The following is a 22,939-nucleotide window of genomic DNA, read 5'->3' as shown; positions in this document are numbered from 1 at the left end:
GCGTAACGGTCGGTAGTCTGGCGGCGGTGGATCCCGTCTTCGCCGATGTCGACACCGGCATCGACGATGCGATCGCCCTGATTTACCTGCTGGCGAGCCGGGATGTGGAACTTGTAGGCGTCGGATCGAGCGCCGGTAACGTCGGGGTCGACCAGGTGTGCGCGAATAACCTCGGGTTGCTCGATTTGTGCGGCGCCGCCGATGTTCCGGTGTCTCGCGGCGCCGACGGACCGTTGAGTACGGAGCTGCCCGATCGTGGAACTCCCCACGGCCCCAGTGGTTTAGGGTATGCCAAGTTGCCGCCCAGTACCCGCCGTGTCACCGACTACGATTCCGCGGCGGCATGGGTGAGCGCGGCCCGCGCCTATCGGGGCGAGCTGATCGGCTTAGCCACCGCACCGTTGACCAACCTGGCGCTGGCGCTGCGCGCCGAGCCGGAGTTGCCGACGTTACTGCGGCGGTTGGTGATCATGGGAGGCAACTTCGGCGACGTGCCGGCACCGGAGTGGAACTTGCGGGTGGATCCTACGGCGACGGCCGAGGTGTTCGCGGCGTTTGCGGGGCGGGCGCGACTCCCGGTGGTGTGCGGGCTGAATCTGACCCGCCAGATGGTGATGACTCCCGAGTTCCTGGCCCGGCTCCTCGGCGCGGCAAGGTCCGGGCCTCTGAGGCAGTTCATCTACGACTCGCTGCGGTTCGACTTCGCGGTGCATCGCGACCGCGGCGACGGGTACCTGGCGTACCTACACGACCCGCTGGCCGCCGGCGTTGCCCTGGACCCGGCGCTGGTATCTACGCGACCCGCGACGGTGGATGTCGAATCCGGCCGAGGGGTGGCAGTGGCCGACTGGTCTGGTTGCCGGAAACCCAACGCGCGGATAGCGACCGACGTCGATCCGGCGGTGTTCTTCGAACGGCTGGTCGATCGTCTGGCGTCGTTGGCGCATCGGCTCGGCTGAATCCCGGAGTCACCGCAGCGAGGATCCGCCCCCAAGGCCGCCGGGCCTTGGTTTCTGGCCGACCCCAACTTGGTGTCCGTGGTCGTTGACCGTACCGGTTAGATGAACCCCAACGCTTCCACTGAAGGACTGCCGAGTGTCGCACCCCCCGGATTGACCTGGCCCGGGGATCGCCGAACGCTAACAAACCGATAGTTAAGCTGCCAGGCCCGATATCATACCAAAAGATGGCACATTCGTCCCAGAATTTGGTGTTGAACTGTTGCGTAATTGTCACTTGACCCCTACCTTTAGAAAATCGGTGAGATGCGGATCACGGGTGACGCGACAAGGCAACGAAGCATTGGTCACAGGGGTCTACATCGCGGGGAGGTGGTCGCACCGCGCGGCCTGGATACCAAGGGGAACCATTCGTGTTAGGACCACGACCGGCCGCTCGGCCGCTGAACCTTGTCGCAGCAAGCAGTGCCCAGGACGCCGGGGATCGAGCCTGGGTATCGAAAGCCTTGTGCAGGAGCAAAGATCCAGACGAACTGTTCGTCACCGGGGCCGCCCAGCGCAAAGCCGCCAACTTCTGCCGTCACTGCCCTGTTCTGCAGCAGTGCGGAGCGGATGCGCTCGACAACAAGGTCGAGTTCGGGATCTGGGGCGGCATGACCGAGCGGCAGCGCCGAGCCTTGCTCAAGGAGCATCCCGAGGTGGTGTCCTGGTCGACCTTCCTGGACAAGCGTCGGAGGCGCTCCGCCGGATAGCGGTTCATCCCTCGTTCATTATTACGCTACTGTTACGGTGATTTTGCGTTTACTAGCGCGCGCTAACGAAGCCCCCTGCGCTACAACGGTTCTCTTGGATGGATCTGGCTGTCTGGTCCACTGCGGAACTTGGAGCGCAGGTCACTCGTAGATTCCCTCCAAATACCACCTCCTTTGCCGGTAACACAGCAACAGCGCACGCTCGCTCTCCAGCAGCACCTGGGCCCGGGCAACGCGGCTACTACTCCCTTGTCCGGGCCGGTCGTCCCACCATCGCTCATCGACCGGCCACGGCCCGGCCCACCAGCGCACCCGCTCGTCCTGGCCACGCAGGACCAGCCGTACCGGGTCAGTGGAGAACATCCCCCGGCTGGTCACCCGGATCGGATTCCTTTGGGCGTCAAGCAATTCCACCGGATCGTCCAGCAGTACCGACGGCGAGGGCTCGGGCAGCTGTCCAGGCCAGGGCTGACGAGGATCGGCTTGAGGCACCAACTCGTCCCCCAGCGGAGTCAACGTTATGCGCTCGGCCGGCCCCCGACCACCGGACAGCACGGGCACCCGCACCGCTTCCGGACCGAGCAGACCCTGCACCCGCACCAGTGCCCGGTGGGCCCGAAGCCGATCCTCCTCACCCAGGCCACCCCACAGCGGCAACTGCAGTGCCTCCGCGGAGACCACCTCGATGGCCTGTAGCCGCAACGACGTGACCGGGGCGTCAAGAGGGCGGCCCCGCGAGATTCGATGGCTCAACCAACCGTCCAGCTGCCACCGCACCCGGTCGGCGGTGGCCTCTTCGGTCAACGGTTCGGCACACCGCCACACCCGTTCCATCTCCTCGCCGGTGGCGGTGATGGCCTGAATGGCCAGCCGGGTGCATCCCACCCCGGCGGCAAGCAGCGCCTGATGCAGCGTGGCGGCCAGTGAGCGGCTGGCGAATGCCGCGGCATCAACCCGGTCGATCGGGGGGTCGCAGTCCAGCGCAGCGTCGAGTTCCGCAGCCGGCTCACGACCGGAGGGGCCGCGTTCGGACTCGCCGCGAGCAAACCGGTGGGCGATCACCGCGTCTGGCCCGAACCGGGACGCGACATCGGTACGCGACAAGGCGGCGAACTGCCCGACCGTGCGAATCCCCATCCGCCACAACAGATCCGTCAACTCGTCACGTCCGGGACCGGACAGGCTCGGCTCGGTGGCCAACTGCTGGATAGACAACGCCGCCAAGAACCGCGCGTCTCCTCCCGGGTCCACGACACGGCCCGCGCGCGCGGCAAAGACGGCCGTGGACAACCCGTCGGCGATCCCCACCTGGCACTCCGCGCCGGCCGCTGCCACGGCGTCGATCAACTTCTCGGCCACCTGCTGCTCGGACCCGAAGAACCGGGCGGCCCCACGCACCGGTAGCACCAACAGCCCGGGCCGCAACACCTCGGCGCGGGGCACAAGATCGTCCACCGCGGCGATCACCCCTTCGAAGAACCGGGCGTCACGGTCCGTATCGGCGGCTGCTATGTGTAGTTGCGGACATCGGGCCGCCGCCTCACGGCGCCGCAGCCCACGCCGCACCCCGGCGGCCCGAGCCGTCGCCGAGCAGGCGATCACCCGGTTAGCCAAAGTAACCGCGACCGGGGCAGTCGCGGACAGCCCCGCGGCCGCGACGGCCGCGACCGCGGGCCAGTCCATGCACCAGATCGCCAACACACGAGAAGCAACCACCGAACTCACCCGGTCCGCGATCGACCGATCGTCCGCCCATTGGCGCACACCTGCAGCCGCACCCCGCTGATGCGTCCGAACCCTGGAGCGGGCACATCCCCGAGAGTCGGAGTGATCTCGTAGCCACAGATCCGGGCCTCCAGTCGGGTCGAGGCCCCTTCCCACTCCCCGTCGGTAACAAGCACGGTGCATCCCCGGTTGCGGGCGCGGGCCACTACCGCCCGCGCCCGGGTCCACGTCACCCGGCGCCCACCCAGGTCGAGGACCACCAGATCCATGCCGTCGATGAGTACCGCGGCCACCTCCACCGGATCGCTACCGGGATCGGGGATCACCGCGAGCCGGCTCAGATCCGCCCCCATCTCCACCGCGGCCAGCAACCCAATATCGGGCTGACCGACGATGGCGGCGTTGCCCCCTTCCGCCGTCACCTGGGCGACCATACGCAGCAGCAGAGACCGCGCGCCCGACAACACCGCCACCGCTCCTCGCGGTACCAGTCCCTGCCCTTGCGGTACCGGGTCCTCCGTAGGCACAGCCTGCTTACCGGATAACGCGGCAATCTTTTGACGCAGCTGTTTAAGCTGCTCAACACGATTTTCCTGACGGTGGCCGGAGGCAAAAGCCGCAGTCATGACCAGCCTCCCGGCAGAGCAAAATTCGAAAGTATGTTCGATACATTTCGAGTAAACACCCACCCCCTGACAGCGTCAAGGCGGCGGGTGCTCATAACTGATACCGGTGGGACTGCTGGGATGCGATGACACGACTGAGGCGTCAAGCCCAGCAAATAGCCGAGTAACCCGATGACCGCTCGTCAGATCGCGACGCCGGTAGGAACCGGATACGCGTCCGGCACCGGTACACCCGGCATGAACCGCTCGAAAAGCGAGCTGGCGACATCGGCCACCTCATCCGACAGCGGATACATGTGGCGATACTGCAGCACCTGCTTGCCGATCAACCCGAGCCGCTCGTTGAACGTGGGCACCCGAGTGGGATCCAGCAGCGGGCTGTTGAACGGCCGACAATCGGACCGTTGGAACTCGAACGCAGCGCTGATCCGCGGCGACGTCGCCATCCGGCTCCCCCGCCCACCCCAGTGCAACACCGCTTGATTCCAGGCGAGCAGCGAGCCGGCCGTGGCCGGCAGCGCCCGGACGTCCTGGGGTCTGAGCACCACGTTGTTGCCCTCCCCGTCCCACCGGCGTTCCTGGAAGCGGTCGTCGAGGTGAGCGGGCAGCACATACATACAACCGTTGAGGGGAACGGCATCGGTGAAGGGCAGCCACACACTCAGCGTCTGCGGAGAATTGTCGTCATCGACCGTCGGGATCACCCGGTCGCGGTGCGGCCCCCAACCCGACGCATTCTCGCTGGGGCTGACGTACCAAACCCAAAAGTCGGGAAGCGCCCAATAACCCTCGCCGAGCACGGCCGTCAGGAACCTCGAAAAACTTTGATACGCCAGCCACAACTCGTCGTAGACGAACGCGAACGCCACCGGAATCCCACGCTGAAACAGCGTCGAGACGGCATAGCGGATCGGTGCGATGGTGGATTCCGGCAGGGCATTGGGGACCTGGACGTAGCCCTCGCGCTTGAGTTCGAGAAACAGCTCGTCGGTCTCGCCGACCGCCGCCGGGCGGGCAATCGCCTCACCCTCGATCGACATATCCGGACACAGCCCGCCCCAGAAGTCGCGGCACTCCGCCTGAGCAGCCAAAACCGTACCGATCATCGCGACATCGTAGCCCAGCGTGGTACGGCCGGAGGCCGCTTCAACACAGGAGAAATCTACTCCCACTCGATCGTTCCGGGCGGCTTGCTGGTGACGTCCAGCACCACCCGATTGACCTCGCGGACCTCGTTGGTGATCCGGGTCGAGATGCGCTCTAGCACCTCATAGGGCACCCGGGTCCAGTCAGCGGTCATGGCGTCCTCGCTGGACACCGGGCGCAGCACGATCGGATGCCCGTAGGTACGTCCGTCGCCCTGGACCCCCACCGAGCGGACGTCGCCCAGCAGCACCACCGGGCACTGCCAGATCTGCTGGTCCAGGCCCGCCGCGGTCAGCTCCTCCCGCACGATGGAGTCGGCACGCCGCAGCGTGTCCAACCGCTGCGCAGTGACCTCACCGACAATCCGGATGCCCAATCCCGGCCCCGGAAACGGTTGCCGCGCAACAATTTCCTCCGGCAAGCCCAGCTCTCGGCCGACCGCGCGCACCTCGTCTTTGAACAGCAGCCGCAACGGCTCCACCAGGATAAACTTCAGATCGCCGGGCAGACCGCCGACGTTGTGGTGGCTTTTGATATTCGCGGTGCCGGTGCCGCCACCGGACTCCACCACGTCCGGATACAGCGTGCCTTGAACCAGGAAATCAACCGGGTTGTCGCCCAACACATCTCGCACCGCGCCCTCGAATGCCCGGATGAACTGGCGGCCGATGATCTTGCGCTTTCCTTCCGGGTTGCTCACCCCCGCGAGCGCGTCGAGGAAGGTCTGCGCGGCGTCGACGGTGACCAGGTTGGCCCCGGTGGCGGCAACGAAATCACGCTCCACCTGAGCGCGCTCCCCGGCTCGCAGCAACCCGTGGTCGACGAATACGCAAGTCAGCCGGTCGCCGATGGCGCGCTGCACTAGGGCGGCGGCCACCGCGGAGTCCACACCGCCGGACAGGCCGCAGATCGCGTGGCCGTCTCCGATCTGCGCGCGCACCTCCTCGACCAGTGCATTGGCGATGTTGGCCGGCGTCCACTCCGCCGCAAGCCCCGCGATTTCGTGCAGGAATCGGCTCAGTATCTGCTGGCCGTGCGGGGTGTGCAGGACCTCGGGGTGGTACTGCACACCAGCGAGCCGGCGCTCGACGGACTCGAAAGCCGCCACCGCCGCGCCCGCACTGCTGGCCACCACCTCGAATCCCTCCGGAGCAGCGGTGACCGCGTCGCCGTGACTCATCCAAACCGGCTGGATCGGGGGAAGATCCGAATGTAATTTGCCGCCAAAGACTTTCAGCTCAGTGCGACCGAACTCACTGGTGCCGGTCGGCGCGACGGTCCCGCCCAGCGCCTGAGCCATGGCCTGAAACCCGTAGCAGATGCCGAACACCGGCAGGCCCAAGTCGAACAACGCCGGATCCAGTTGCGGCGCGCCCTCGGCATAGACACTGGACGGCCCGCCGGAGAGCACCACCGCCAGCGGGTTGCGGGCCCGGATCTCTTCGATGGCCGCCGTATGCGGGATCACCTCGGAGAACACCCGCGCCTCGCGAATCCGGCGCGCGATCAACTGGGCATACTGTGCGCCGAAGTCGACTACCAACACGGGTCGCGGCGAGGCTGATTCCACGGGCACCGAGTTTAGTGTCTGGCCAGCAACCGCACCCGCAGGCATGATTTCGAGGGGCGTTGGGTAGGCACCCCGCGTACCCGAGACCGCCAAACACCTACCGGAATTCCATCGCAGGATGTGAACTGGTAGCCGCAAGCTCCTGCGAAAGTGAGGTTCCTGTGCTGGGTCTGCCCGAGAAGGTGCACGCCTGTCTGTTCGATCTGGACGGGGTGCTCACCGACACCGCCGGCGTGCACACTAAGGCCTGGAAGCAGATGTTCGACGCTTTCTTGTCCGAGCGGTCCAAGCGCACCGGGAAAAAGTTCGTCCCGTTCGACCCGGTCACCGACTACCGCAAGTACGTGGACGGCAAGAAGCGTGAGGACGGGGTCCGGTCCTTTCTGGACAGCCGGGGCATCGAGCTGCCCGACGGCGATCCCGACGATCCCACCGATGCCGACACGGTGTACGGCCTGGGCACTCGCAAGAACGACATGTTCCAGAAGGTGCTGCACCAAGACGGCGTGGAAGTCTTCGAGGGCTCACGGCGCTACCTGGAGGCGGCCGCCCAGGCGGGTCTGGCCATCGCGGTGGTGTCCTCGAGTGCCAACACCCGCGACGTCTTGGAGATCACCGGCCTGGACCGGTTCGTGCAGAAGCGGGTGGACGGGGTGACGTTGCGCGAGGAAAACATCGCCGGCAAGCCGGCACCGGACCCATATCTGCGTGGGGCGCAGCTGCTCGACGTCGAACCCGTCGCCGCGGCGGTGTTCGAAGACGCGATCTCCGGCGTACAGGCCGGGCGAGCCGGTAACTTCGGCATCGTGGTGGGGGTCGATCGGGTGGGACAGGCGCAGGATCTGCGTGACAATGGCGCCGATATCGTAGTGACCGACCTAGCCGAACTTCTCGACGGCGCTGCGGACGGGCAGGATGCCAAATGATCTCCCAGGAATCCTTCCCGGTCGAGCCATGGCAGATCCGCGAGACTCAGCTCAACCTGAACCTGCTGGCCCAATCCGAGTCGATTTTCGCGTTGTCCAACGGACACATCGGGCTGCGCGGCAATCTCGACGAGGGTGAGCCCTACGGTCTGCCGGGCACCTATCTCAACTCCTTCTACGAGATCCGGCCGCTGCCGTATGCCGAGGCCGGATACGGCTATCCCGAAGCCGGCCAGACGGTCGTCGACGTCACCAACGGCAAGATCATCCGGTTGATGGTCGACGACGAGCCGTTCGACGTTCGCTACGGCGAATTGCTAGACCACGAACGGATTCTCGATCTGCGGGCCGGCACGCTGACTCGTTGCGCGGTGTGGCGTTCCCCGACCGGCAAGCAGGTCAAGGTGACCTCGACGCGGTTAGTGTCGCTGGTGCACCGCAGTGTCGCCGCCATCGAGTACATCGTCGAGGCAATCGACGACTTCGCCAGGGTCACCGTGCAATCCGAGCTGGTCACCAACGAGGACCAGCCGCAGACCTCCGACGATCCTCGGGTCTCGGCCATCCTGGAGAACCCACTGGAAGCCGTCGACCACGAAATCACCGAGGGCAGAGCACTTCTCATGCACCGCACTCGCAGCAGTGCGCTGATGATGGCCGCCGCGATGGATCACGAGGTCGAGGTCGAGGGGCGCTTCGAGATCAGCACAGATGCGCGCGCCGACCTGGCCCGCACCACGGTGATCTGCGGCCTGCGGCCGGGCCAGCAGCTACGCATCGTCAAGTACCTGGCTTATGGCTGGTCGAGCCTGCGGTCGCGTCCGGCGCTGCGCGATCAGGCCGCCGCGGCGTTGACCAGCGCCCGCTACAGCGGTTGGCAGGGCCTGGTCGACGGGCAACGCGCCTACCTCGACCTGTTCTGGGATGCGGCCGACGTGGAGGTCGAGGGCGACCCGGAGAGCCAACAAGCCGTGCGATTTGGGTTGTTTCACCTGTTGCAGGCCAGCGCCCGCGCCGAGCGCCGCGCCATCCCCAGCAAGGGCCTGACCGGAACCGGCTACGACGGCCACGCCTTCTGGGACACTGAGGCTTTCGTGCTGCCGGTGCTCACCTACACCGTCCCGCACGCAGTCGCCGACGCTCTGCGCTGGCGGGCTTCGACGCTGGACCTGGCCAAGGAGCGAGCAGCCGAACTCGGCTTGGACGGGGCGGCGTTTCCGTGGCGGACCATCCGCGGCCAGGAATGTTCGGCCTACTGGCCGGCCGGCACGGCGGCCTGGCACATCAACGCCGACATCGCGTTGGCGTTTGAGCGGTATCGCATCGTCACCGGCGACGACTCGCTGGAAGAGGAGTGCGGGCTGCCCGTGCTAATCGAGACCGCCCGGCTGTGGATGTCGTTGGGGCATCACGACCGCAACGGCGTGTGGCATCTCGACGGGGTCACCGGGCCCGACGAGTACACCGCGATCGTGCGCGACAACGTGTTCACCAACCTGGTGGCCGCGCAGAACCTGCGCATCGCCGCCGACGCCGCCAAGCGCCATCCTGACAAAGCGGCTGGACTGGGCGTCAGCACCGAGGAGATGGCCACCTGGCGGCACGCGGCCGATGCCGTCAACATTCCCTACGACGAGGAGATCGGCGTCCACCAACAGTGCGAAGGGTTCACTAAATTCGCCGAGTGGGACTTCGAGGACAACACCACGTACCCGCTGCTGCTGCACGAGGCTTACGTGCGCCTGTACCCCGCACAGGTCATCAAGCAAGCCGACCTGGTCCTGGCCATGCAATGGCAGAGTCACGAGTTCACTCCCGAGCAGAAAGCCCGCAACGTCGACTACTACGAGCGCCGAACGGTGCGCGACTCGTCGCTGTCGGCCTGCACCCAGGCGGTGATGTGCGCCGAGGTCGGGCACCTCGAACTGGCCCACGACTACGCCTACGAGGCAGCGCTAATCGACCTGCGCGATCTGCACCACAACACCCGCGACGGCCTGCACATGGCCTCGCTGGCCGGCGCCTGGATGGCCCTGGTGGACGGGTTTGGCGGGTTGCGCGACGACGAGGGCGTCCTGTCCTTGGATCCCCAACTGCCCGACGGCATTTCTCGTCTTCGATTCCGGTTGCGCTGGAAAGGTTTTCGACTGACTGTCGATGCCGACCACGAAAACGTCACCTACACGTTGCGCGACGGTCCCGGCGGCGAGTTGGTCATCCAGCATGCCGGTGAAGAGGTCACGATCAGCACCGAAGAGGAGTCGACGTTCGCGGTACGCCCACGCGAGGCCTTGCTGCCTCCGCCGCCGCAGCCACCGGGCCGGGAGCCGCTGCACCGGCGGGCGCTGACCCGGATCACGTAGCGATCAGTCCGGCTCCATCAACCGTCCGGCCTCGGCGAGGATTGCCTCTCGCAGTTCGGCGTCGCCGAGATCCTCCAACCCGGTCGCCGACCGCAGCATCGGTTCGAATAACCGCCAACCCATTTGCAGTGCAAGTGCATTCGCGAGAGCCAGTCGAGCGGTGGTCTCATCTTCGTAGCGGGCGAGCACCTGCTCGAGCATCTGGGCGACATTGGGGAACGAACTCTGCAGCTTCTCGGTCGGGTAACCGTCGAGCAACGCGCGGGCCCATACCCGCATCTGTCGATCCATGGCACGATCGACCGCTGCCGGTGCGGCATCGGACTGCAGTAGTTCGGTCAGGTCGCTGGCCATGTAGTCGAGCACGGCACCGACCAGTTGTTCCTTGGTGCCGAAGTGGCGGAAAACCAAGCCGTGGTTGACCTTCGACCGCGCGGCGATGTCGCGGATAGACGTCGCCGCCGGGCCGCGCTCGGCAAATAAGTCGGCGGCGGCGGCCAGCACCGCAGCCGCCACTTCCTGCCGTCCCTTCGGAATCCTGCCGCGCGAAACGCGTGCCGATTCGGTAACCACCCGCTTACCGTAGCGCGCCCAGCGCCGCCCTGGTTGCCGCGATGTAGTCAATCGACTACACTAGGTCCCGTAGTCGACTGACTACACACGTTCGCGCAGAAGGACCCTTCAATGACCGACACCCTCGCAGTGCACAAACTCAGCAGCCGGATCGGCGCCGAGATCAGCGGCGTGCGGCTGACCGGCGACCTCCCCCAGGCCACCATCGACGACATTCGCACCGCGCTGCTCACCCACAAGGTGATCTTCTTCCGGAATCAGCATCACCTCGACGACCAGCGGCAGCTCGAGTTCGCCGCGCTGCTGGGGACCCCGATCGGTCACCCGGCGGCCACCGCCTTCGCGGCGGACTCGCCGATCATCACCCCGATCAACTCCGAGTACGGCAAGGCCAACCGGTGGCACACCGACGTCACCTTCGCGGCCAACTACCCGGCGGCGTCGATCCTGCGCGCGGTCACCCTACCCAGCTATGGCGGCTCGACGTTGTGGGCCAACACGGCCACCGCGTACTGGGCGCTGCCCGAGCCGCTGCGCTGCCTCGCCGACAACCTGTGGGCGCTGCACAGCAACCGGTACGACTACGTGCAGACCGAGCCGAAGTCGCAGGCCGAGAAGGCGTTCCGGCAGGTGTTCGAAGCGCCCGACTTCCAGACCGAGCATCCCGTGGTGCGGGTGCACCCGGAGACCGGCGAACGCACTTTGCTGGCCGGCGACTTCGTCCGCAATTTCGTCGACCTGGACAGTCAGGAGTCGGCGGCCCTGTTCGAGCTACTGCAGCGCCGAATCACCTTGCCTGAGAACACTATTCGCTGGAATTGGACGCCAGGCGATGTAGCCGTCTGGGACAACCGCGCCACCCAGCACCGGGCGGTCGCCGACTACGACGACCAGCACCGGCTGATGCACCGGGTGACGCTGATGGGCGACGTACCCGTCGGAGTCCACGGCCAACACAGCCGGGTGATCACCGGAGCGCCACTGGCCCTGGTGGGCTAACCCGTCTTGCTGACCGGATCGATCGGCAGCCACCGCAACGCCCCGGGCGCGTCCGCGGGCACCACCGGATGCTCCGGTGCAACCGGCTCCAACCGCCGGTAGTCGTCACCCTGGAGGGGCCGATCGTCGTTCTGACCCTTGTTCGGCCAGAGCGACGCGGCCCGCTCGGCCTGTGCCGCAATCGATAGCGACGGGTTGACGCCCAGGTTCGCCGAGATCGCAGCCCCGTCGACGACGAATAGCGTGGGGTAACCGTAGACCCGGTGATACGGGTCGATCACGCCGTTGGCGGGGCTGTCTCCGATCGCCGCGCCGCCCAGGAAGTGGGCGGTGAGCGGAATATTGAACAGCTCACCCCAGGTGCCACCGGCCACCCCGTCGATCTTCTCGGCGATGCGGCGTGTCACCTGGTTGCCGATCGGAATCCAGGTCGGGTTCGGCTCGCCGTGGCCCTGCTTGCTCGAATACCAACGTATGCCGAGCTTGCCGCGCTTGGTGAACGTGGTGATCGAATTATCCAGATGCTGCATCACCAGTGCGATTACGGTGCGCTCACTCCACTGCCTGGGATAGAGCAACCGCAGCAACCTCTTCGGATCCTCGTCGGCCTGGTTGAGTAGCTGCCGCCAGCGCGGCACGTCAGTCCCCTCCGGGCCGGCGCCATCGGTCATCAGGGTTTGCAGCAACCCCATCGCGTTGGAGCCCTTGCCGTACCGCACCGGCTCGACGTGAGTGTCGGGTGTTGGGTGGATCGACGAGGTGATCGCCACGCCGTGGGTCAGGTCCAGATCCGGATTCACGTCCAGGGTCGCCGCACCGACGATGGATTCGGAGTTGGTCCGGGTCAGCACGCCCAGCCGCTCAGAGATGCGCGGCAACTTGCCCTTGTCGCGCATCCTGAACAACAAATGCTGAGTGCCCCAGGTGCCGGCGGCCAGGATCAGATGTGCCGCGGTGTAGGTGCGCTTGTCGCGGCGCAACCAACTGCCGGTGCGTACGGTCTTGACCTCCCACAATCCGTCGCCGCGCTGTTCGAACCCTTTCACCGTCGTCATCGGAATCACCTCGGCGCCAGCGGATTCCGCTAGACCGAGGTAGTTTTTCAGCAGCGTATTCTTGGCGCCGTGCCGGCAGCCGGTCATGCAGCACCCGCATTCCAGGCAGCCGGTGCGGGCGGGCCCGGCACCGCCGAAATACGGGTCGGGCACCGTCACACCGGGAGCCTTGGTCCCGTCTGGGCCGAAGAACACCCCGACCGGTGTGGGCACCCAAGTGTCACCGCAACCCATCTCGTCGGCGACCTCTTTGAAGATGCGGTCGGCGTCGGTGAAGGTCGGGTTCTGCACGACGCCCAGCATCCGTTGCGCCTGCTGGTAATGCGGCATCAATTCGTCGCGCCAGTCGGTGATGTGTTTCCACTGCTGGTCGTTGAAGAAAGGTTCCGGCGGGATGTAGAGGGTGTTGGCGTAGTTCAGCGATCCACCGCCCACCCCGGCGCCGGCCAGGATCATCACGTTCTTCAGCGGGTGGATGCGCTGGATCCCGTAACAGCCCAACCTGGGCGCCCACAAGAATTTGCGCAGGTTCCATGAGGTTTTGGCGAAATCTTCGTCGGCGTAGCGGCGTCCCGCCTCCAGCACGCCGACCCGGTAACCCTTTTCGGTAAGGCGCAGCGCGCTGACACTCCCCCCGAAACCTGAACCGATAATCAGGACGTCGTACTCCGGCTTCATCGGTGCAGTATGACCCGCTTTACAAGGCGGCAATCAGTGAGCCACCCCTAAGTCGCTCCGGGCGAGCCGGGTCACTCACGCCCCGACGGTGAGACCCACCTTCTGAAACTCTTTGAGGTCACAGTAACCGGCCTTCGCCATCGCGCGGCGCAGTCCACCGACCAGGTTTAAGGTGCCGAAGGGGTCGTCGGAGGGACCGTTGAGCACCCGCTCCAACGTCGAGCGCTCGCCGACGGCGATCTGCAGCAGCGCCCCGCGCGGCAACGACGGATGTGCGGCGGCCGACGGCCAGAACCAGCCCTCGCCCAAGGCCTCGGCAGCCTCGGCCAGCGGCGTGCCCAGCATCACCGCGTCCGCGCCGCAGGCGATGGCTTTGGCCAGTTCACCCGAGGTATGAATGTCACCGTCGGCCAGGACGTGTACATAGCGGCCGCCGGTCTCGTCGAGATATTCCCGCCGGGCGGCGGCGGCGTCGGCAATCGCGGTGGCCATCGGCACGCTGATGCCCAGCACCTCGTCGGTGGTGGTCACTCCCCTGGTGGCACCGTAGCCGACGATGACGCCGGCCGCGCCGGTACGCATCAGGTGCAGCGCGGTGCGGTGGTCCTGCACACCGCCGGCGACGACGGGGATGTCCAGTTCGGAGATGAAGCTCTTCAAGTTCAGCGGCTCACCATCGCGGGCCACCCGTTCGGCCGAGACAATGGTTCCCTGAATCACCAGCAGGTCGATGCCGGCCTGAACCAGCACCGGCGTCAACGCCTGCGCGTTCTGCGGGCTGACCCGCACCGCGGTGGTGACGCCGGCCTCGCGAATGCGGGCCACCGCGGCGCCGAGCAAGTCGGGATCCAGCGGGACGGCGTGCAGTTCCTGCAACAGCCGGATCGCCGCCGACGGCTCGGGCTCCTTGCTCGCGGCCTCGACCAGCTGAGCGATCTTGGCCCGCACATCGGCGTGCCGGCCGATCAACCCCTCGCCGTTGAGCACGGCCAGCCCGCCGAGGCGACCCAGCTCGATGGCGAACTCCGGCGACACCAGGGCATCCGTCGGGTGGGCCAGCACCGGGATCTCGAACCGGTAGGCGTCGAGCTGCCACGCGGTGGACACGTCTTGCGACGAGCGGGTACGCCGCGAGGGCACGATATTGATCTCACTGAGTTCATAGGTGCGACGGGCATTGCGGCCCATGCCGATCTCGACCATGGCCAGTTCGCTATTCACCGCGCGTAGTAGTTGGGCGCTTCGACGGTCATGGCGACGTCGTGCGGATGGCTTTCCTTCAGACCCGCGGCCGTGATCCGGACGAACTGTGCCTGCTGCAGCACCTCGATGGTGGCCGCACCGGTGTAGCCCATCGCCGCGCGGAGGCCTCCGGTGAGCTGGTGAATCACCGAGCCCAACGGACCGCGGAACGGCACCCGCCCCTCGATGCCCTCGGGGACCAGTTTGTCCTCAGACAGCGCGTCGTCGGCGAAATAGCGGTCCTTGGAATACGACTTCGCTCCACCCCGGCCCTGCATGGCACCCAGCGATCCCATGCCGCGGTAACTCTTGTACTGCTTGCCGTTGACGAAGATCAACTCGCCGGGCGCCTCTGCGGTACCGGCCAGCAGCGAGCCGAGCATGGCGGTCGAGGCTCCTGCGGCCAGCGCCTTGGCGATGTCGCCGGAGTACTGCAACCCGCCGTCGGCGATCACCGGCACACCCGCTGGAGCACACACCGCGACCGCTTCCAGAATCGCCGTGATTTGAGGGGCGCCGACGCCGGCCACCACCCGGGTGGTGCAGATCGAGCCCGGTCCCACTCCCACCTTCACCGCGTCAGCGCCGACATCCACCAGGGCAGCGGCCGCCGAGCGGGTGGCCACGTTGCCGCCAACAACCTCGACCCGGTCGCCGACCTCCAGCTTGAGTTTGTTGACCATGTCCAGAACCAGTCGGTTGTGCGCGTGCGCGGTGTCGACGATCAGCACGTCTACACCGGCGTCGACCAGCATCATCGCGCGCACCCAGGCGTCTCCGCCAACACCGACGGCGGCCCCGACCAGCAGCCGGCCGTCGCTGTCCTTGGTGGCCAGCGGGTGCTGCTCGGTCTTGACAAAGTCCTTCACCGTGATCAGCCCGGTCAGCTTGCCGCTGCCGTCCACGATGGGCAGCTTCTCGATCTTGTTGCGGCGCAGCAGGCCCAGTGCCGCCGAGGCACTGACCCCTTCCTGCGCGGTGATCAGCGGAGGCTTGGTCATGACCTCCGCCACATGCTTGTTCTGGTCAACCTCGAAACGCATGTCGCGGTTGGTGATGATGCCGACCAGGGCGCCGTCGTCGTCGACGACGGGCAGTCCGGAAATGCGGAACCGCGCGCACAACGCGTCGACCTGGGCCAATGTGTTGTCGGGACGGCAGGTGACCGGGTCGGTGACCATGCCGGCCTCGGACCGCTTCACCATCTCGACCTGGCCGGCCTGCTCGGCGACCGGCAGGTTGCGGTGCAGTACCCCCATGCCGCCGGCGCGCGCCATCGCAATCGCCATTCGGGCCTCGGTGACCGTGTCCATCGCCGAGCTGACCAAGGGCACCTTGAGCCGAATCTTCCTGGTGAGCTGACTGGACGTATCGGCCGTGGCGGGCACCACATCGGAGGCCGCGGGCAGCAGCAGGACGTCGTCGAAGGTCAGGCCCAGCATCGCGATCTTGTGGGGGTCGTCACCGCCTGTCGGCACCGGGTCCTCGGACAGGCCGCCAACTCGCACGTAGGAGCTGCCGACCAGGTCGGAGCTGTCTTCGAGGCCGGACATGCCACGGGACATCGGCGAGGCCCTCCAATATGCCTGCTTGGGTGGAAAGCCCATCCTATCGGCTCCCGAGGCTGCCGCAGTCACGGCTTCGGCGTGGCGAGCGGGGAAATCGCGGAGTGAGTGCGCCCCTCGATAATTTCTGGCGTTATCGTTGCCCGGCTGCGTAGGCTATGGGGGTGCGTGACCGCCTCCCACCGGGTTTGCCACCCGACCCTTTCGCGGACGATCCGATGGACCCGTCGGCGGCGCTGGATGCCGTAGAGCCTGGTCAGCCGCTGGATCAGCAGGAGCGGATGGCGGTCGAGGCCGACCTGGCCGACCTCGCCGTTTACGAAGCGTTGTTGGCGCACAAAGGAATCCGCGGACTCGTAGTGTGCTGCGACGAATGTCAGCAGGACCACTACCACGACTGGGACATGCTGCGCGCCAACCTGCTTCAACTACTCATCGACGGTACGGTCCGCCCACACGAGCCGGCCTACGACCCCGAGCCGGACGCCTACGTCACGTGGGATTACTGCCGCGGATACGCTGACGCGTCGCTCAATGAGGCGACGTCGGACGCTGACGGATTCCGCCGCCACCTCTAAGCGGTCACGGTGTCTGCTGGTCGGAGTGCCAGCCGCCCGGGATCATGGGGATAATCGGTCCGCTGCCGAATCCGTCACCGGCCAATTCTACGAGGCCCTGAGCGTGCGGGACCGTCCTTGGTGCGGCACCCGCAAACCCCATCGGTCCCGCTGCCTGCGTAGCGGGATATGACGCGGTCGCAGCCCCGGTGTCGTCGCCCTCAGCGCAGGGATCGAGGAATTCATAACGGTAGCCGCGATCGATCCGACTCGACACCGCCCGGTCCTGCCGCAACGTCTGTTTTCGGTCGACAGCCACTGGTGCAGCCGGCGTCGGGGCGGCCTCAGGTGCTTGCGCAGCGGTCCGGCCGCGGATATGCGGCTTGGATTGCACGCCTAGGTCTCCCACCAGGTATGCGCTGATACCGCTATGGGCGCCCGCCGCAGCTGTCGGGCCGGTGATCGGCGGCGGAGTCGACGCACCGGGTGGCATGGCCGAGGCGGAGGCCACCGGCACCGGGCCCGGTGCCGGTCCCGGTGCCTGCGCGAACAGTGATGCGGGACTGGGTGTACCGGGCGGGATGCCGCCCGGCGGCACGTTGAGCGGTGCCGCCGCGGGAGCCAGCGCGACGGGACTCGGCGCGACCGCGGCCAGGCCGGCCAGCCCAGACGCACCGCCGATTCCCGCAGCGGGGACAGCCGCCAGCGGCGTCATCAAACCGACCGAGTAAATCGGATTAGCGCTGACGAACGCGGGCAACAGAGCGGGGTTCTGCAGGAGGATCCAGGTCAAATAAAGCGTGCGGTGCACCACAAACTGGGTTCCCAGTAGAAATACGGCTTCCACTAATTGTTCCGGATTGTTCGCATAAAGCGAAAGCATCGCTTCAGCCCGGGGAATGAATGTCGACAAACTCGGCTGCATCATCTGGAATGAACCCGGCGAAAACGGATTGAATTGCGGAGGGAAAATTGCCTGCAACCACTGCTCGGGGGTGGCGGGCAAGGTGGTACCCATGCCCGGCATCTTCCCCATGCCTGAGCCACCGCCCATGCCGGAGTTGCCGTGCATGCCGCCGCCGTTCAGGTCGGATTTCATGATCTGGGGTGCCGGCTCGGTCCGCGGCGACGCGGCCACCGACGCCGCCGACACACCCTGGTAGACGCTCATGGTGGTAGCTGCCTGGATCCACATCCGGGCATAGTCGGCCTCGTTCAGCGCGATCGGGATCGTGTTGAGCCCGAAGAAATTTGTCGCCACCAAGGCCGCGTGAACAGCATGATTGGCCGCTAGTTCGGCCAGAGTCGGCATTGTGGCCAGCGCCGCGGCATAGGCTGCGGCCGCGACCTGCTGCTGGGCAGCGTGGGTGGCGGCATCGGCGCTGGCCTGCAGCAGCCAGGCGACGAACGGTCCGTGGCTCAGGGCATAGGCCGTGGCGCTAGGACCCTCCCAAGCAGTGGCCTGGACCGTACCCACCAGCCCACTGAGTTCGTCGGCCGCCTGCGCGTATTCGACACTGAGCGAACTCCAGGCTTGTGCCGCAGCAAGCAACGAGGCAGGGCCTGGTCCGCTGCTCAGCAGCGCCGAATGCACTTCCGGCGGCACGGCCATCCAGACCGGAGCGGTCACTGCCGGCCAATTCTCTCAAGGTGCACAACGAATTTGCTCAAGGCCATACCCCTCGCCAAGCAGATTCCGAACGAAAAGGCTGTTCGTTCGGCCTGAAAGGCCCATCGAATTGCGCTGACCCAGTCGACAACGGCAAGGATAGTCAGCCGCGGTGCAAATAACTACAATCGAACCTGGGAATATTCTTCGTATTCACTGAAGGCGCACTCCACCGCATTTCGTGCGGCGCGCTGGGCGGCTGCTAGGTCAGGGCGTGGAGCCGGTTGGGAACGGTGTCCCCGTCCCCGAGGGGCCCACCGGCCCAGAGGTCGGCGCCGGTGAACCCGGCCCCGCCGCCCCCGAATTGGGCGAGGTCGACCTGCCCGGTTTTGTCTTACCTTTGGAAGGTGGTGTCGTCGAGGGGGACGAGGGCATTGGACTGGTCTGGCTGGGTGACGGCGTCGTGGACGAAAGCCTGGGCGGTTTCGTCGTCGTCACCGACGGAACCGTTGGGACGGTTGCGCTAGCCGACGGGGTGGGAGTGGCCGGATTCGTCCCAGGCACGGGCGCCAGCGGCGGCGTGAGCGTGTTGCCCGGGAGACCGCCGGGGACGCTCGGGATGGCTAGCGCCGGGTCTGGCGACGCCGCCGGCGCAGTGGCCTTCGGCTCACGCTTTTCCAGCTTGGTGTTGAGCTGGTTCACTTCCGCCAGCAGACCCTGCTTGCGTCCGCGATCGTTGACGCCCTGCAACGTGGTACTCACCTCGGCCAGCTGATTCTGCGCCTGATCCCACTGGCCCTGAGCGATCATCTGTTCGACCCTCGCCAGATCCGCCTTGGCGGACAACACGATCTGGTCGTCGCTGACCCTGGGCTCGTTGAACATCATCGCGTGCAGGCCATAGAGCAGGTCGCCAGGCTTGGCATCGGCCACCACGGCACCGAACCCGCTGAGCGCCAGCAGGGTCGCGGCCACCGATCCGACCGCCGCCAGCCCGCGCCCGCCGCGGCGGGGCTGCGACATCCCTTGGCGCAGCGCGTCTTCGGCGTCTTCCTGGGATACCAGCGCGCTGGCCGGTGGCCATCTCAGGTCGTCGCGCCAGTCGCCGAGCAGTTCGGCCAGCGCCCGGTCTTCGAAGTCGGCGACGGCGGAGAGTTCGGCCTCGGCGCGAACGGCCAGCGCGTCCAGCAGTAGGTCGGTCTGGGCGACCTCGTCCAGCGCGGCCTGGTCGCCGCGGGTGAAATCGGATCTGTGATTACGCATAGTCACCTGCCGCGACAATTTCGTCCTTCAACCGTTGAAGGGCGCGGTGTTGAGCCACCCGGACTGCTCCCGTGGTACTGCCGACCGCCGCGGCCGTCTCCTCGGCGCTCAGGCCGACAACCACACGCAGGATCAGGATCTCGCGCTGCTTAGCCGGCAGCGTCTCGAGTAACTCGTTCATCCGGGTGACCGAGTCGGCCTCGATCGCCATCTGTTCGGGGCCGGCGTCGTGCGAGCGGCGCTCGGGAACCACTTCGGTGGGGTACGCGAGGTCCCGACCGGCGGCGCGATGTGCGTCGGCAACTTTGTGTGCTGCGATGCCGTACAGGAAGGCCAGGAACGGGCGTCCTCGGTCCCGATAGCGCGGCAGCGCCGTTATGGTGGCCAAGCACACCTCCTGTGCCACGTCATCTGCTGACAATCCACTCCGTTCAACCGTGCCGACGCGCGCCCGGCAGTAGCGGACGACGATCGGGCGGATGGTCTCCAGCACCTCCCGAAGCGCATTCCGGTCCCCTGCGGCGGCCTGACCGACCACGGCGTCGAGACGTTCTCCCTGCATTGTCATCGACGGTGGTTTCTCCAAAGTCACGAACGGGACTCATCCCGGGCTAACTCGCTGGTCGGTAGTTACGGCAGGACTGAATTTCACGCGGTACGCCAGACGCCACCGGCGCGTTGCACCTCACCTGCGCAAATATCTCTAATTTCGAGCAGTTCGGGCAGCCCTTGTGCCCCAACCGTGACTCTTCCGGTATCCATCAGCAAGCAAGCCAGCGCCCACCGAAGTGGTGTCAAGCCCAGCTGTTCGGCGGCCTGCAGGGCCTGTTCCGCGACGTCACGCGCCCGCTCGACGCAGCCGGCAGCGCACAGCGCGGCCGCGAGCACGACGGAACTCTTGATCCGGTGTCGCGCCGATCGGCCGGTCATGGTCGAAGCTTGAGCGAGCGCGTCCTCGGCGCGCTCCACGGCGGTCCGGCCGTCGCCGGAGGCCATCGCCAGCTCCGCCCCGACCCAACCGCGGCGAACGGCCAGGCGGTCCGCCGTCAGTGCCGGCAACTCGGCCTGGTGCACGGCCTCATCCGCGCGGGCCAGCAAGGTCTGGGCGGCGGCGAATCGGCCGACGCCCAGCGCGTCGGCCGCCAGGCCGACCAACGCATCGGCCCGAGCTTCGGGATCGCGGCCGGCCAACGCCAATGCGCGGCCGTCCCAGCCACGCGCCAGGGTGTGCCAGCCCAGCTGCCGCAGGAAGGAGCCGTGCGTGCTGTGCGCCAGCGATGCCAGTGAACCGGATGCGACCCCGCGGCGCAGCAGCGCCAAGTCGGCATAGGCGCTGCCGTACCGGCCCTGTCCGCCGGCGGCGACAGCGCGCAGCCATAGCTGATCGGGTGTCGTGGCAGTCGGCAGCGGCCAGGTGCCGGGCGCGGTGCCGAAGGCGGCGTCGGCCAGCGTCGCGTCCATCGCCGCAAGGGTTTCCGTCACCGAGATAGCTCACCCCGGCCCGATCCACCGGCGCAACTGATGCTGGCCGCTTTGCGTCAGCGTCGTCGCGCGCGATCGGCGCGGGGACCACCCGAAAGAACCCGAAGACGGTCCGGAACCTGGAACTGGAATGGGTTTCACTCACCATGATAGAAGCTGCCGAACTCGTAAAAAGTTTGTGCTTTCTGTGTTACCAGAATATTAATCCCAGTGGCTGCTGTACCAATCACAACTCCGCCACAAAGGTGCGTTGAGCTGGGATTTCACCGGAATGTTCTTGAACGTTTAGCATACCTAGTCTTCGTCAAAGCGGGGATAGATGAACGCCGAGTTAATTCTCTTATAACGACGTAGTCTTTTATCACATCCGGAGCCTATTGACGGAAATTCGTTAGCGGCCCTAGCGTCTACCGTGTTCGGTGTAGTCATCGGTGACGCCACTGCCATTTCAGTTGCACAACTCGCGTTTGTTACGGGTCTGCCCCTTCGGTGGGGCGTGCAGAGAGGGAATCAGCAATGCCACAGCCGGAACAGCTACCTGGGCCCAACGCCGACATCTGGAACTGGCAATTGCAGGGGTTGTGCCGGGGTGTCGACTCATCGATGTTCTTCCATCCCGATGGGGAGCGTGGGCGCGCCCGCATGCTTCGGGAACAACGCGCCAAGGAGATGTGCCGCCGCTGCCCGGTGATCGACGAGTGCCGTACGCACGCGCTCGATGTCGGTGAACCCTACGGGGTGTGGGGCGGCCTGTCGGAGTCCGAGCGCGAGCTGCTGCTCAAGGGCGCCATCGGACGCGGTCGCGGTATCCGGCGCTCGGCCTGATTGCTGCGTAGGCTACGTAGGCCCGGGGTGCGGTTCGCCTCCGGGCCTACGTTCATTTGGCGAGCGGGCTCCTGGTTCAATCTGCGTGAGGAGTCCTATGTCCGTGTTGTCCACCCCGCTAGTCGCCGACGCCGTGGCGCGGCTAGTTGCGGTCGCGATCAACCCCGCGGCCAAGAAGGCCGTTCGATTCCCCGAGATTCCCGGACATACCGCAAAGATGAGCATCCCGACCCGGTACGGCCCGGTGTCTGCGACGGTGTACCGGCCCGCCGAGGGTTCACGAGGCCGGCCGGTCTACGTCAATGTGCACGGCGGCGGGTTCGTGGTCGGCCACCCCGAGCAGGACGACCCCTGGTGCCGTTATCTCGCCGCTAACGTCGGCGTCGTGGTGGTCAATCCCGACTATCTCCTGGCACCAAAGCACCGTTTCCCGGTTGCGCCGCAACAGATCTACGATGTCGTGTGCTGGGCCGCCGCGCCCGATCGGGACTGGGACGGCAGCCGGTTGTGCGTCGGGGGTCAAAGCGCCGGCGGTAACCTCAGTGCGGCGGCGGCGCGGCTTGCACTCGAGCACGGCACACCCCGCATTGCCCTGCAGGTGCTGCACTACGCTCCGCTGGATCTGGTCACGCCAACCCGCGACAAACCATCGTCGATCGGGTCCCGGGCCGTCCTGAAGCCGTGGATGGGTGAGCTGTTCGACACGGCATACGTCCCGGACCCGGGCGAGCGCAGGGACCGGCTCGCCTCTCCCGCCTGGGCCGGCAACGCTGACGAGATCGCCGGGATAGCGCCAGCGCTGATAGTGACGGCCGAGCAGGACAGGCTGCGCGAGGAAGGCCTTCGATACGCTGAAAAGCTGGACGCATCAGGCGCTTTGGTGGAGTACTTCGAAGTTGCCGGGGTTGACCACGGTTACAACATCATGACCTCTGCCACCAATGTGACCGCGGGCGCGTATGCACACATCGCCGGGCGTATAAGGGATGCGGTCGCGGAACCTAATTGAGCGTCAACTCCGGCG

Annotated in this window: 20 protein-coding genes; 8 read left to right on the top strand and 12 right to left on the bottom strand. The window is 66.3% G+C overall.

Annotated features, from left to right (window positions below; genetic code table 11):
• Positions 1–26: 26 nt before the first annotated feature.
• Positions 27–959 carry a nucleoside hydrolase gene (locus H0P51_RS05720; protein WP_180917024.1) on the top strand — a complete coding sequence of 311 codons (933 nt, stop codon included), beginning with the start codon at positions 27–29 and terminating at the stop codon, positions 957–959.
• 443 nt (positions 960–1,402) lie between these two features.
• A complete protein-coding gene (locus tag H0P51_RS05715) occupies positions 1,403–1,711 on the top strand; it encodes a WhiB family transcriptional regulator (RefSeq protein ID WP_425489014.1) in 309 nt (102 codons plus the stop codon).
• A 141-nt stretch (positions 1,712–1,852) separates the two neighbouring features.
• Here the strand turns inward: H0P51_RS05715 and H0P51_RS05710 are convergent, their stop codons facing one another.
• From H0P51_RS05710 to guaA, 4 genes are all read right to left on the bottom strand, one after another.
• Positions 1,853–3,394, bottom strand: coding sequence for a Y-family DNA polymerase (locus H0P51_RS05710; RefSeq protein WP_180918770.1), 1,542 nt, complete (start codon positions 3,392–3,394; stop codon positions 1,853–1,855).
• A gap of 38 nt (positions 3,395–3,432) precedes the next feature.
• The gene (locus tag H0P51_RS05705) at positions 3,433–4,062 is read right to left on the bottom strand and encodes a P-loop NTPase family protein (RefSeq protein ID WP_180917022.1); all 630 of its coding nucleotides are present in this window, start codon (positions 4,060–4,062) and stop codon (positions 3,433–3,435) included.
• 182 nt (positions 4,063–4,244) lie between these two features.
• Positions 4,245–5,168, bottom strand: a complete 924-nt coding sequence (locus H0P51_RS05700) for a phytanoyl-CoA dioxygenase family protein (protein ID WP_180917021.1) — start codon at positions 5,166–5,168, stop codon at positions 4,245–4,247.
• Between the two features lie 56 nt (positions 5,169–5,224).
• Complete coding sequence (gene guaA, locus H0P51_RS05695) at positions 5,225–6,823, bottom strand: glutamine-hydrolyzing GMP synthase (RefSeq protein ID WP_425488966.1); 1,599 nt, start codon at positions 6,821–6,823, stop codon at positions 5,225–5,227.
• A gap of 80 nt (positions 6,824–6,903) precedes the next feature.
• Between guaA and H0P51_RS05690 the strand changes: the two genes are divergently transcribed.
• Both H0P51_RS05690 and H0P51_RS05685 read left to right on the top strand, forming a co-directional pair.
• Positions 6,904–7,704 carry a beta-phosphoglucomutase family hydrolase gene (locus H0P51_RS05690; protein ID WP_246398715.1) on the top strand — a complete coding sequence of 267 codons (801 nt, stop codon included), beginning with the start codon at positions 6,904–6,906 and terminating at the stop codon, positions 7,702–7,704.
• On the top strand, positions 7,701–10,067 hold the full coding sequence (locus tag H0P51_RS05685) for a glycoside hydrolase family 65 protein (RefSeq protein ID WP_180917018.1): 2,367 nt from the start codon (positions 7,701–7,703) through the stop codon (positions 10,065–10,067). The genes H0P51_RS05690 and H0P51_RS05685 overlap by 4 nt, the downstream gene beginning before the upstream one ends.
• A gap of 3 nt (positions 10,068–10,070) precedes the next feature.
• Here H0P51_RS05685 and H0P51_RS05680 read toward each other — a convergent pair whose 3' ends face one another.
• On the bottom strand, positions 10,071–10,640 hold the full coding sequence (locus H0P51_RS05680; protein WP_246398416.1) for a TetR/AcrR family transcriptional regulator: 570 nt from the start codon (positions 10,638–10,640) through the stop codon (positions 10,071–10,073).
• A gap of 111 nt (positions 10,641–10,751) precedes the next feature.
• Here H0P51_RS05680 and H0P51_RS05675 point away from each other — a divergent pair, with 111 nt between their 5' ends.
• Positions 10,752–11,639: a TauD/TfdA dioxygenase family protein gene (locus tag H0P51_RS05675; RefSeq protein WP_180917017.1), complete on the top strand. Its 888-nt coding sequence runs from the start codon at positions 10,752–10,754 to the stop codon at positions 11,637–11,639.
• Here H0P51_RS05675 and H0P51_RS05670 read toward each other — a convergent pair.
• The 3 genes from H0P51_RS05670 to guaB form a co-directional block, all read right to left on the bottom strand.
• The gene (locus H0P51_RS05670; RefSeq protein WP_180917016.1) at positions 11,636–13,372 is read right to left on the bottom strand and encodes a GMC oxidoreductase; all 1,737 of its coding nucleotides are present in this window, start codon (positions 13,370–13,372) and stop codon (positions 11,636–11,638) included. The genes H0P51_RS05675 and H0P51_RS05670 overlap by 4 nt on opposite strands.
• A gap of 75 nt (positions 13,373–13,447) precedes the next feature.
• Positions 13,448–14,575: a GuaB3 family IMP dehydrogenase-related protein gene (locus H0P51_RS05665; RefSeq protein ID WP_180918768.1), complete on the bottom strand. Its 1,128-nt coding sequence runs from the start codon at positions 14,573–14,575 to the stop codon at positions 13,448–13,450.
• A 14-nt stretch (positions 14,576–14,589) separates the two neighbouring features.
• A complete protein-coding gene (gene guaB / locus H0P51_RS05660; protein ID WP_180918767.1) occupies positions 14,590–16,179 on the bottom strand; it encodes an IMP dehydrogenase in 1,590 nt (529 codons plus the stop codon).
• Positions 16,180–16,343: 164 nt separating this feature from the next.
• Here guaB and H0P51_RS05655 point away from each other — a divergent pair, with 164 nt between their 5' ends.
• On the top strand, positions 16,344–16,757 hold the full coding sequence (locus H0P51_RS05655) for a DUF5319 domain-containing protein (protein WP_180917015.1): 414 nt from the start codon (positions 16,344–16,346) through the stop codon (positions 16,755–16,757).
• 4 nt (positions 16,758–16,761) lie between these two features.
• Here H0P51_RS05655 and H0P51_RS05650 read toward each other — a convergent pair whose 3' ends face one another.
• The 4 genes from H0P51_RS05650 to H0P51_RS05635 form a co-directional block, all read right to left on the bottom strand.
• On the bottom strand, positions 16,762–18,366 hold the full coding sequence (locus tag H0P51_RS05650) for a PPE family protein (RefSeq protein WP_180917014.1): 1,605 nt from the start codon (positions 18,364–18,366) through the stop codon (positions 16,762–16,764).
• A 246-nt stretch (positions 18,367–18,612) separates the two neighbouring features.
• The gene (locus tag H0P51_RS05645; protein WP_180917013.1) at positions 18,613–19,608 is read right to left on the bottom strand and encodes an anti-sigma-D factor RsdA; all 996 of its coding nucleotides are present in this window, start codon (positions 19,606–19,608) and stop codon (positions 18,613–18,615) included.
• Positions 19,601–20,176: an ECF RNA polymerase sigma factor SigD gene (sigD, locus tag H0P51_RS05640; RefSeq protein WP_180918765.1), complete on the bottom strand. Its 576-nt coding sequence runs from the start codon at positions 20,174–20,176 to the stop codon at positions 19,601–19,603. The genes H0P51_RS05645 and sigD overlap by 8 nt, the downstream gene beginning before the upstream one ends.
• An 80-nt stretch (positions 20,177–20,256) precedes the next feature.
• A complete protein-coding gene (locus H0P51_RS05635; protein WP_180918766.1) occupies positions 20,257–21,069 on the bottom strand; it encodes a hypothetical protein in 813 nt (270 codons plus the stop codon).
• A gap of 537 nt (positions 21,070–21,606) precedes the next feature.
• On the opposite strand from H0P51_RS05635, the gene H0P51_RS05630 reads away from it, so the two are divergent.
• Positions 21,607–21,915 (top strand): WhiB family transcriptional regulator, encoded by a 309-nt coding sequence (locus H0P51_RS05630; protein ID WP_180917012.1) that lies wholly within the window; start codon positions 21,607–21,609, stop codon positions 21,913–21,915.
• Positions 21,916–22,012: 97 nt separating this feature from the next.
• Complete coding sequence (locus tag H0P51_RS05625; protein ID WP_180917011.1) at positions 22,013–22,924, top strand: alpha/beta hydrolase; 912 nt, start codon at positions 22,013–22,015, stop codon at positions 22,922–22,924.
• Positions 22,925–22,939: the final 15 nt, after the last annotated feature.

The organism is Mycobacterium vicinigordonae, from assembly GCF_013466425.1.
GTDB lineage: Bacteria > Actinomycetota > Actinomycetes > Mycobacteriales > Mycobacteriaceae > Mycobacterium > Mycobacterium vicinigordonae.
The sequence above is the reverse complement of the archived record's forward strand: the minus strand, read 5'-3'. Positions and strand labels throughout refer to the sequence as shown.

Excerpts from the sequence above, each read along its gene's own strand:
- H0P51_RS05710 (WP_180918770.1), bottom strand. The coding sequence starts at position 3,394 with ATGGACTGGCCCGCGGTCGCGGCCGTCGCGGCCGCGGGGCTGTCCGCG.
- H0P51_RS05705 (WP_180917022.1), bottom strand. The coding sequence starts at position 4,062 with ATGACTGCGGCTTTTGCCTCCGGCCACCGTCAGGAAAATCGTGTTGAG.
- H0P51_RS05700 (WP_180917021.1), bottom strand. The coding sequence starts at position 5,168 with ATGATCGGTACGGTTTTGGCTGCTCAGGCGGAGTGCCGCGACTTCTGG.
- guaA (WP_425488966.1), bottom strand. The coding sequence starts at position 6,823 with ATGCCTGCGGGTGCGGTTGCTGGCCAGACACTAAACTCGGTGCCCGTG.
- H0P51_RS05685 (WP_180917018.1), top strand. The coding sequence starts at position 7,701 with ATGATCTCCCAGGAATCCTTCCCGGTCGAGCCATGGCAGATCCGCGAG.
- H0P51_RS05675 (WP_180917017.1), top strand. The coding sequence starts at position 10,752 with ATGACCGACACCCTCGCAGTGCACAAACTCAGCAGCCGGATCGGCGCC.
- H0P51_RS05670 (WP_180917016.1), bottom strand. The coding sequence starts at position 13,372 with ATGAAGCCGGAGTACGACGTCCTGATTATCGGTTCAGGTTTCGGGGGG.
- H0P51_RS05665 (WP_180918768.1), bottom strand. The coding sequence starts at position 14,575 with ATGGTCGAGATCGGCATGGGCCGCAATGCCCGTCGCACCTATGAACTC.
- guaB (WP_180918767.1), bottom strand. The coding sequence starts at position 16,179 with ATGTCCCGTGGCATGTCCGGCCTCGAAGACAGCTCCGACCTGGTCGGC.
- H0P51_RS05645 (WP_180917013.1), bottom strand. The coding sequence starts at position 19,608 with ATGCGTAATCACAGATCCGATTTCACCCGCGGCGACCAGGCCGCGCTG.
- sigD (WP_180918765.1), bottom strand. The coding sequence starts at position 20,176 with ATGACAATGCAGGGAGAACGTCTCGACGCCGTGGTCGGTCAGGCCGCC.
- H0P51_RS05635 (WP_180918766.1), bottom strand. The coding sequence starts at position 21,069 with ATGGACGCGACGCTGGCCGACGCCGCCTTCGGCACCGCGCCCGGCACC.
- H0P51_RS05630 (WP_180917012.1), top strand. The coding sequence starts at position 21,607 with ATGCCACAGCCGGAACAGCTACCTGGGCCCAACGCCGACATCTGGAAC.
- H0P51_RS05625 (WP_180917011.1), top strand. The coding sequence starts at position 22,013 with ATGTCCGTGTTGTCCACCCCGCTAGTCGCCGACGCCGTGGCGCGGCTA.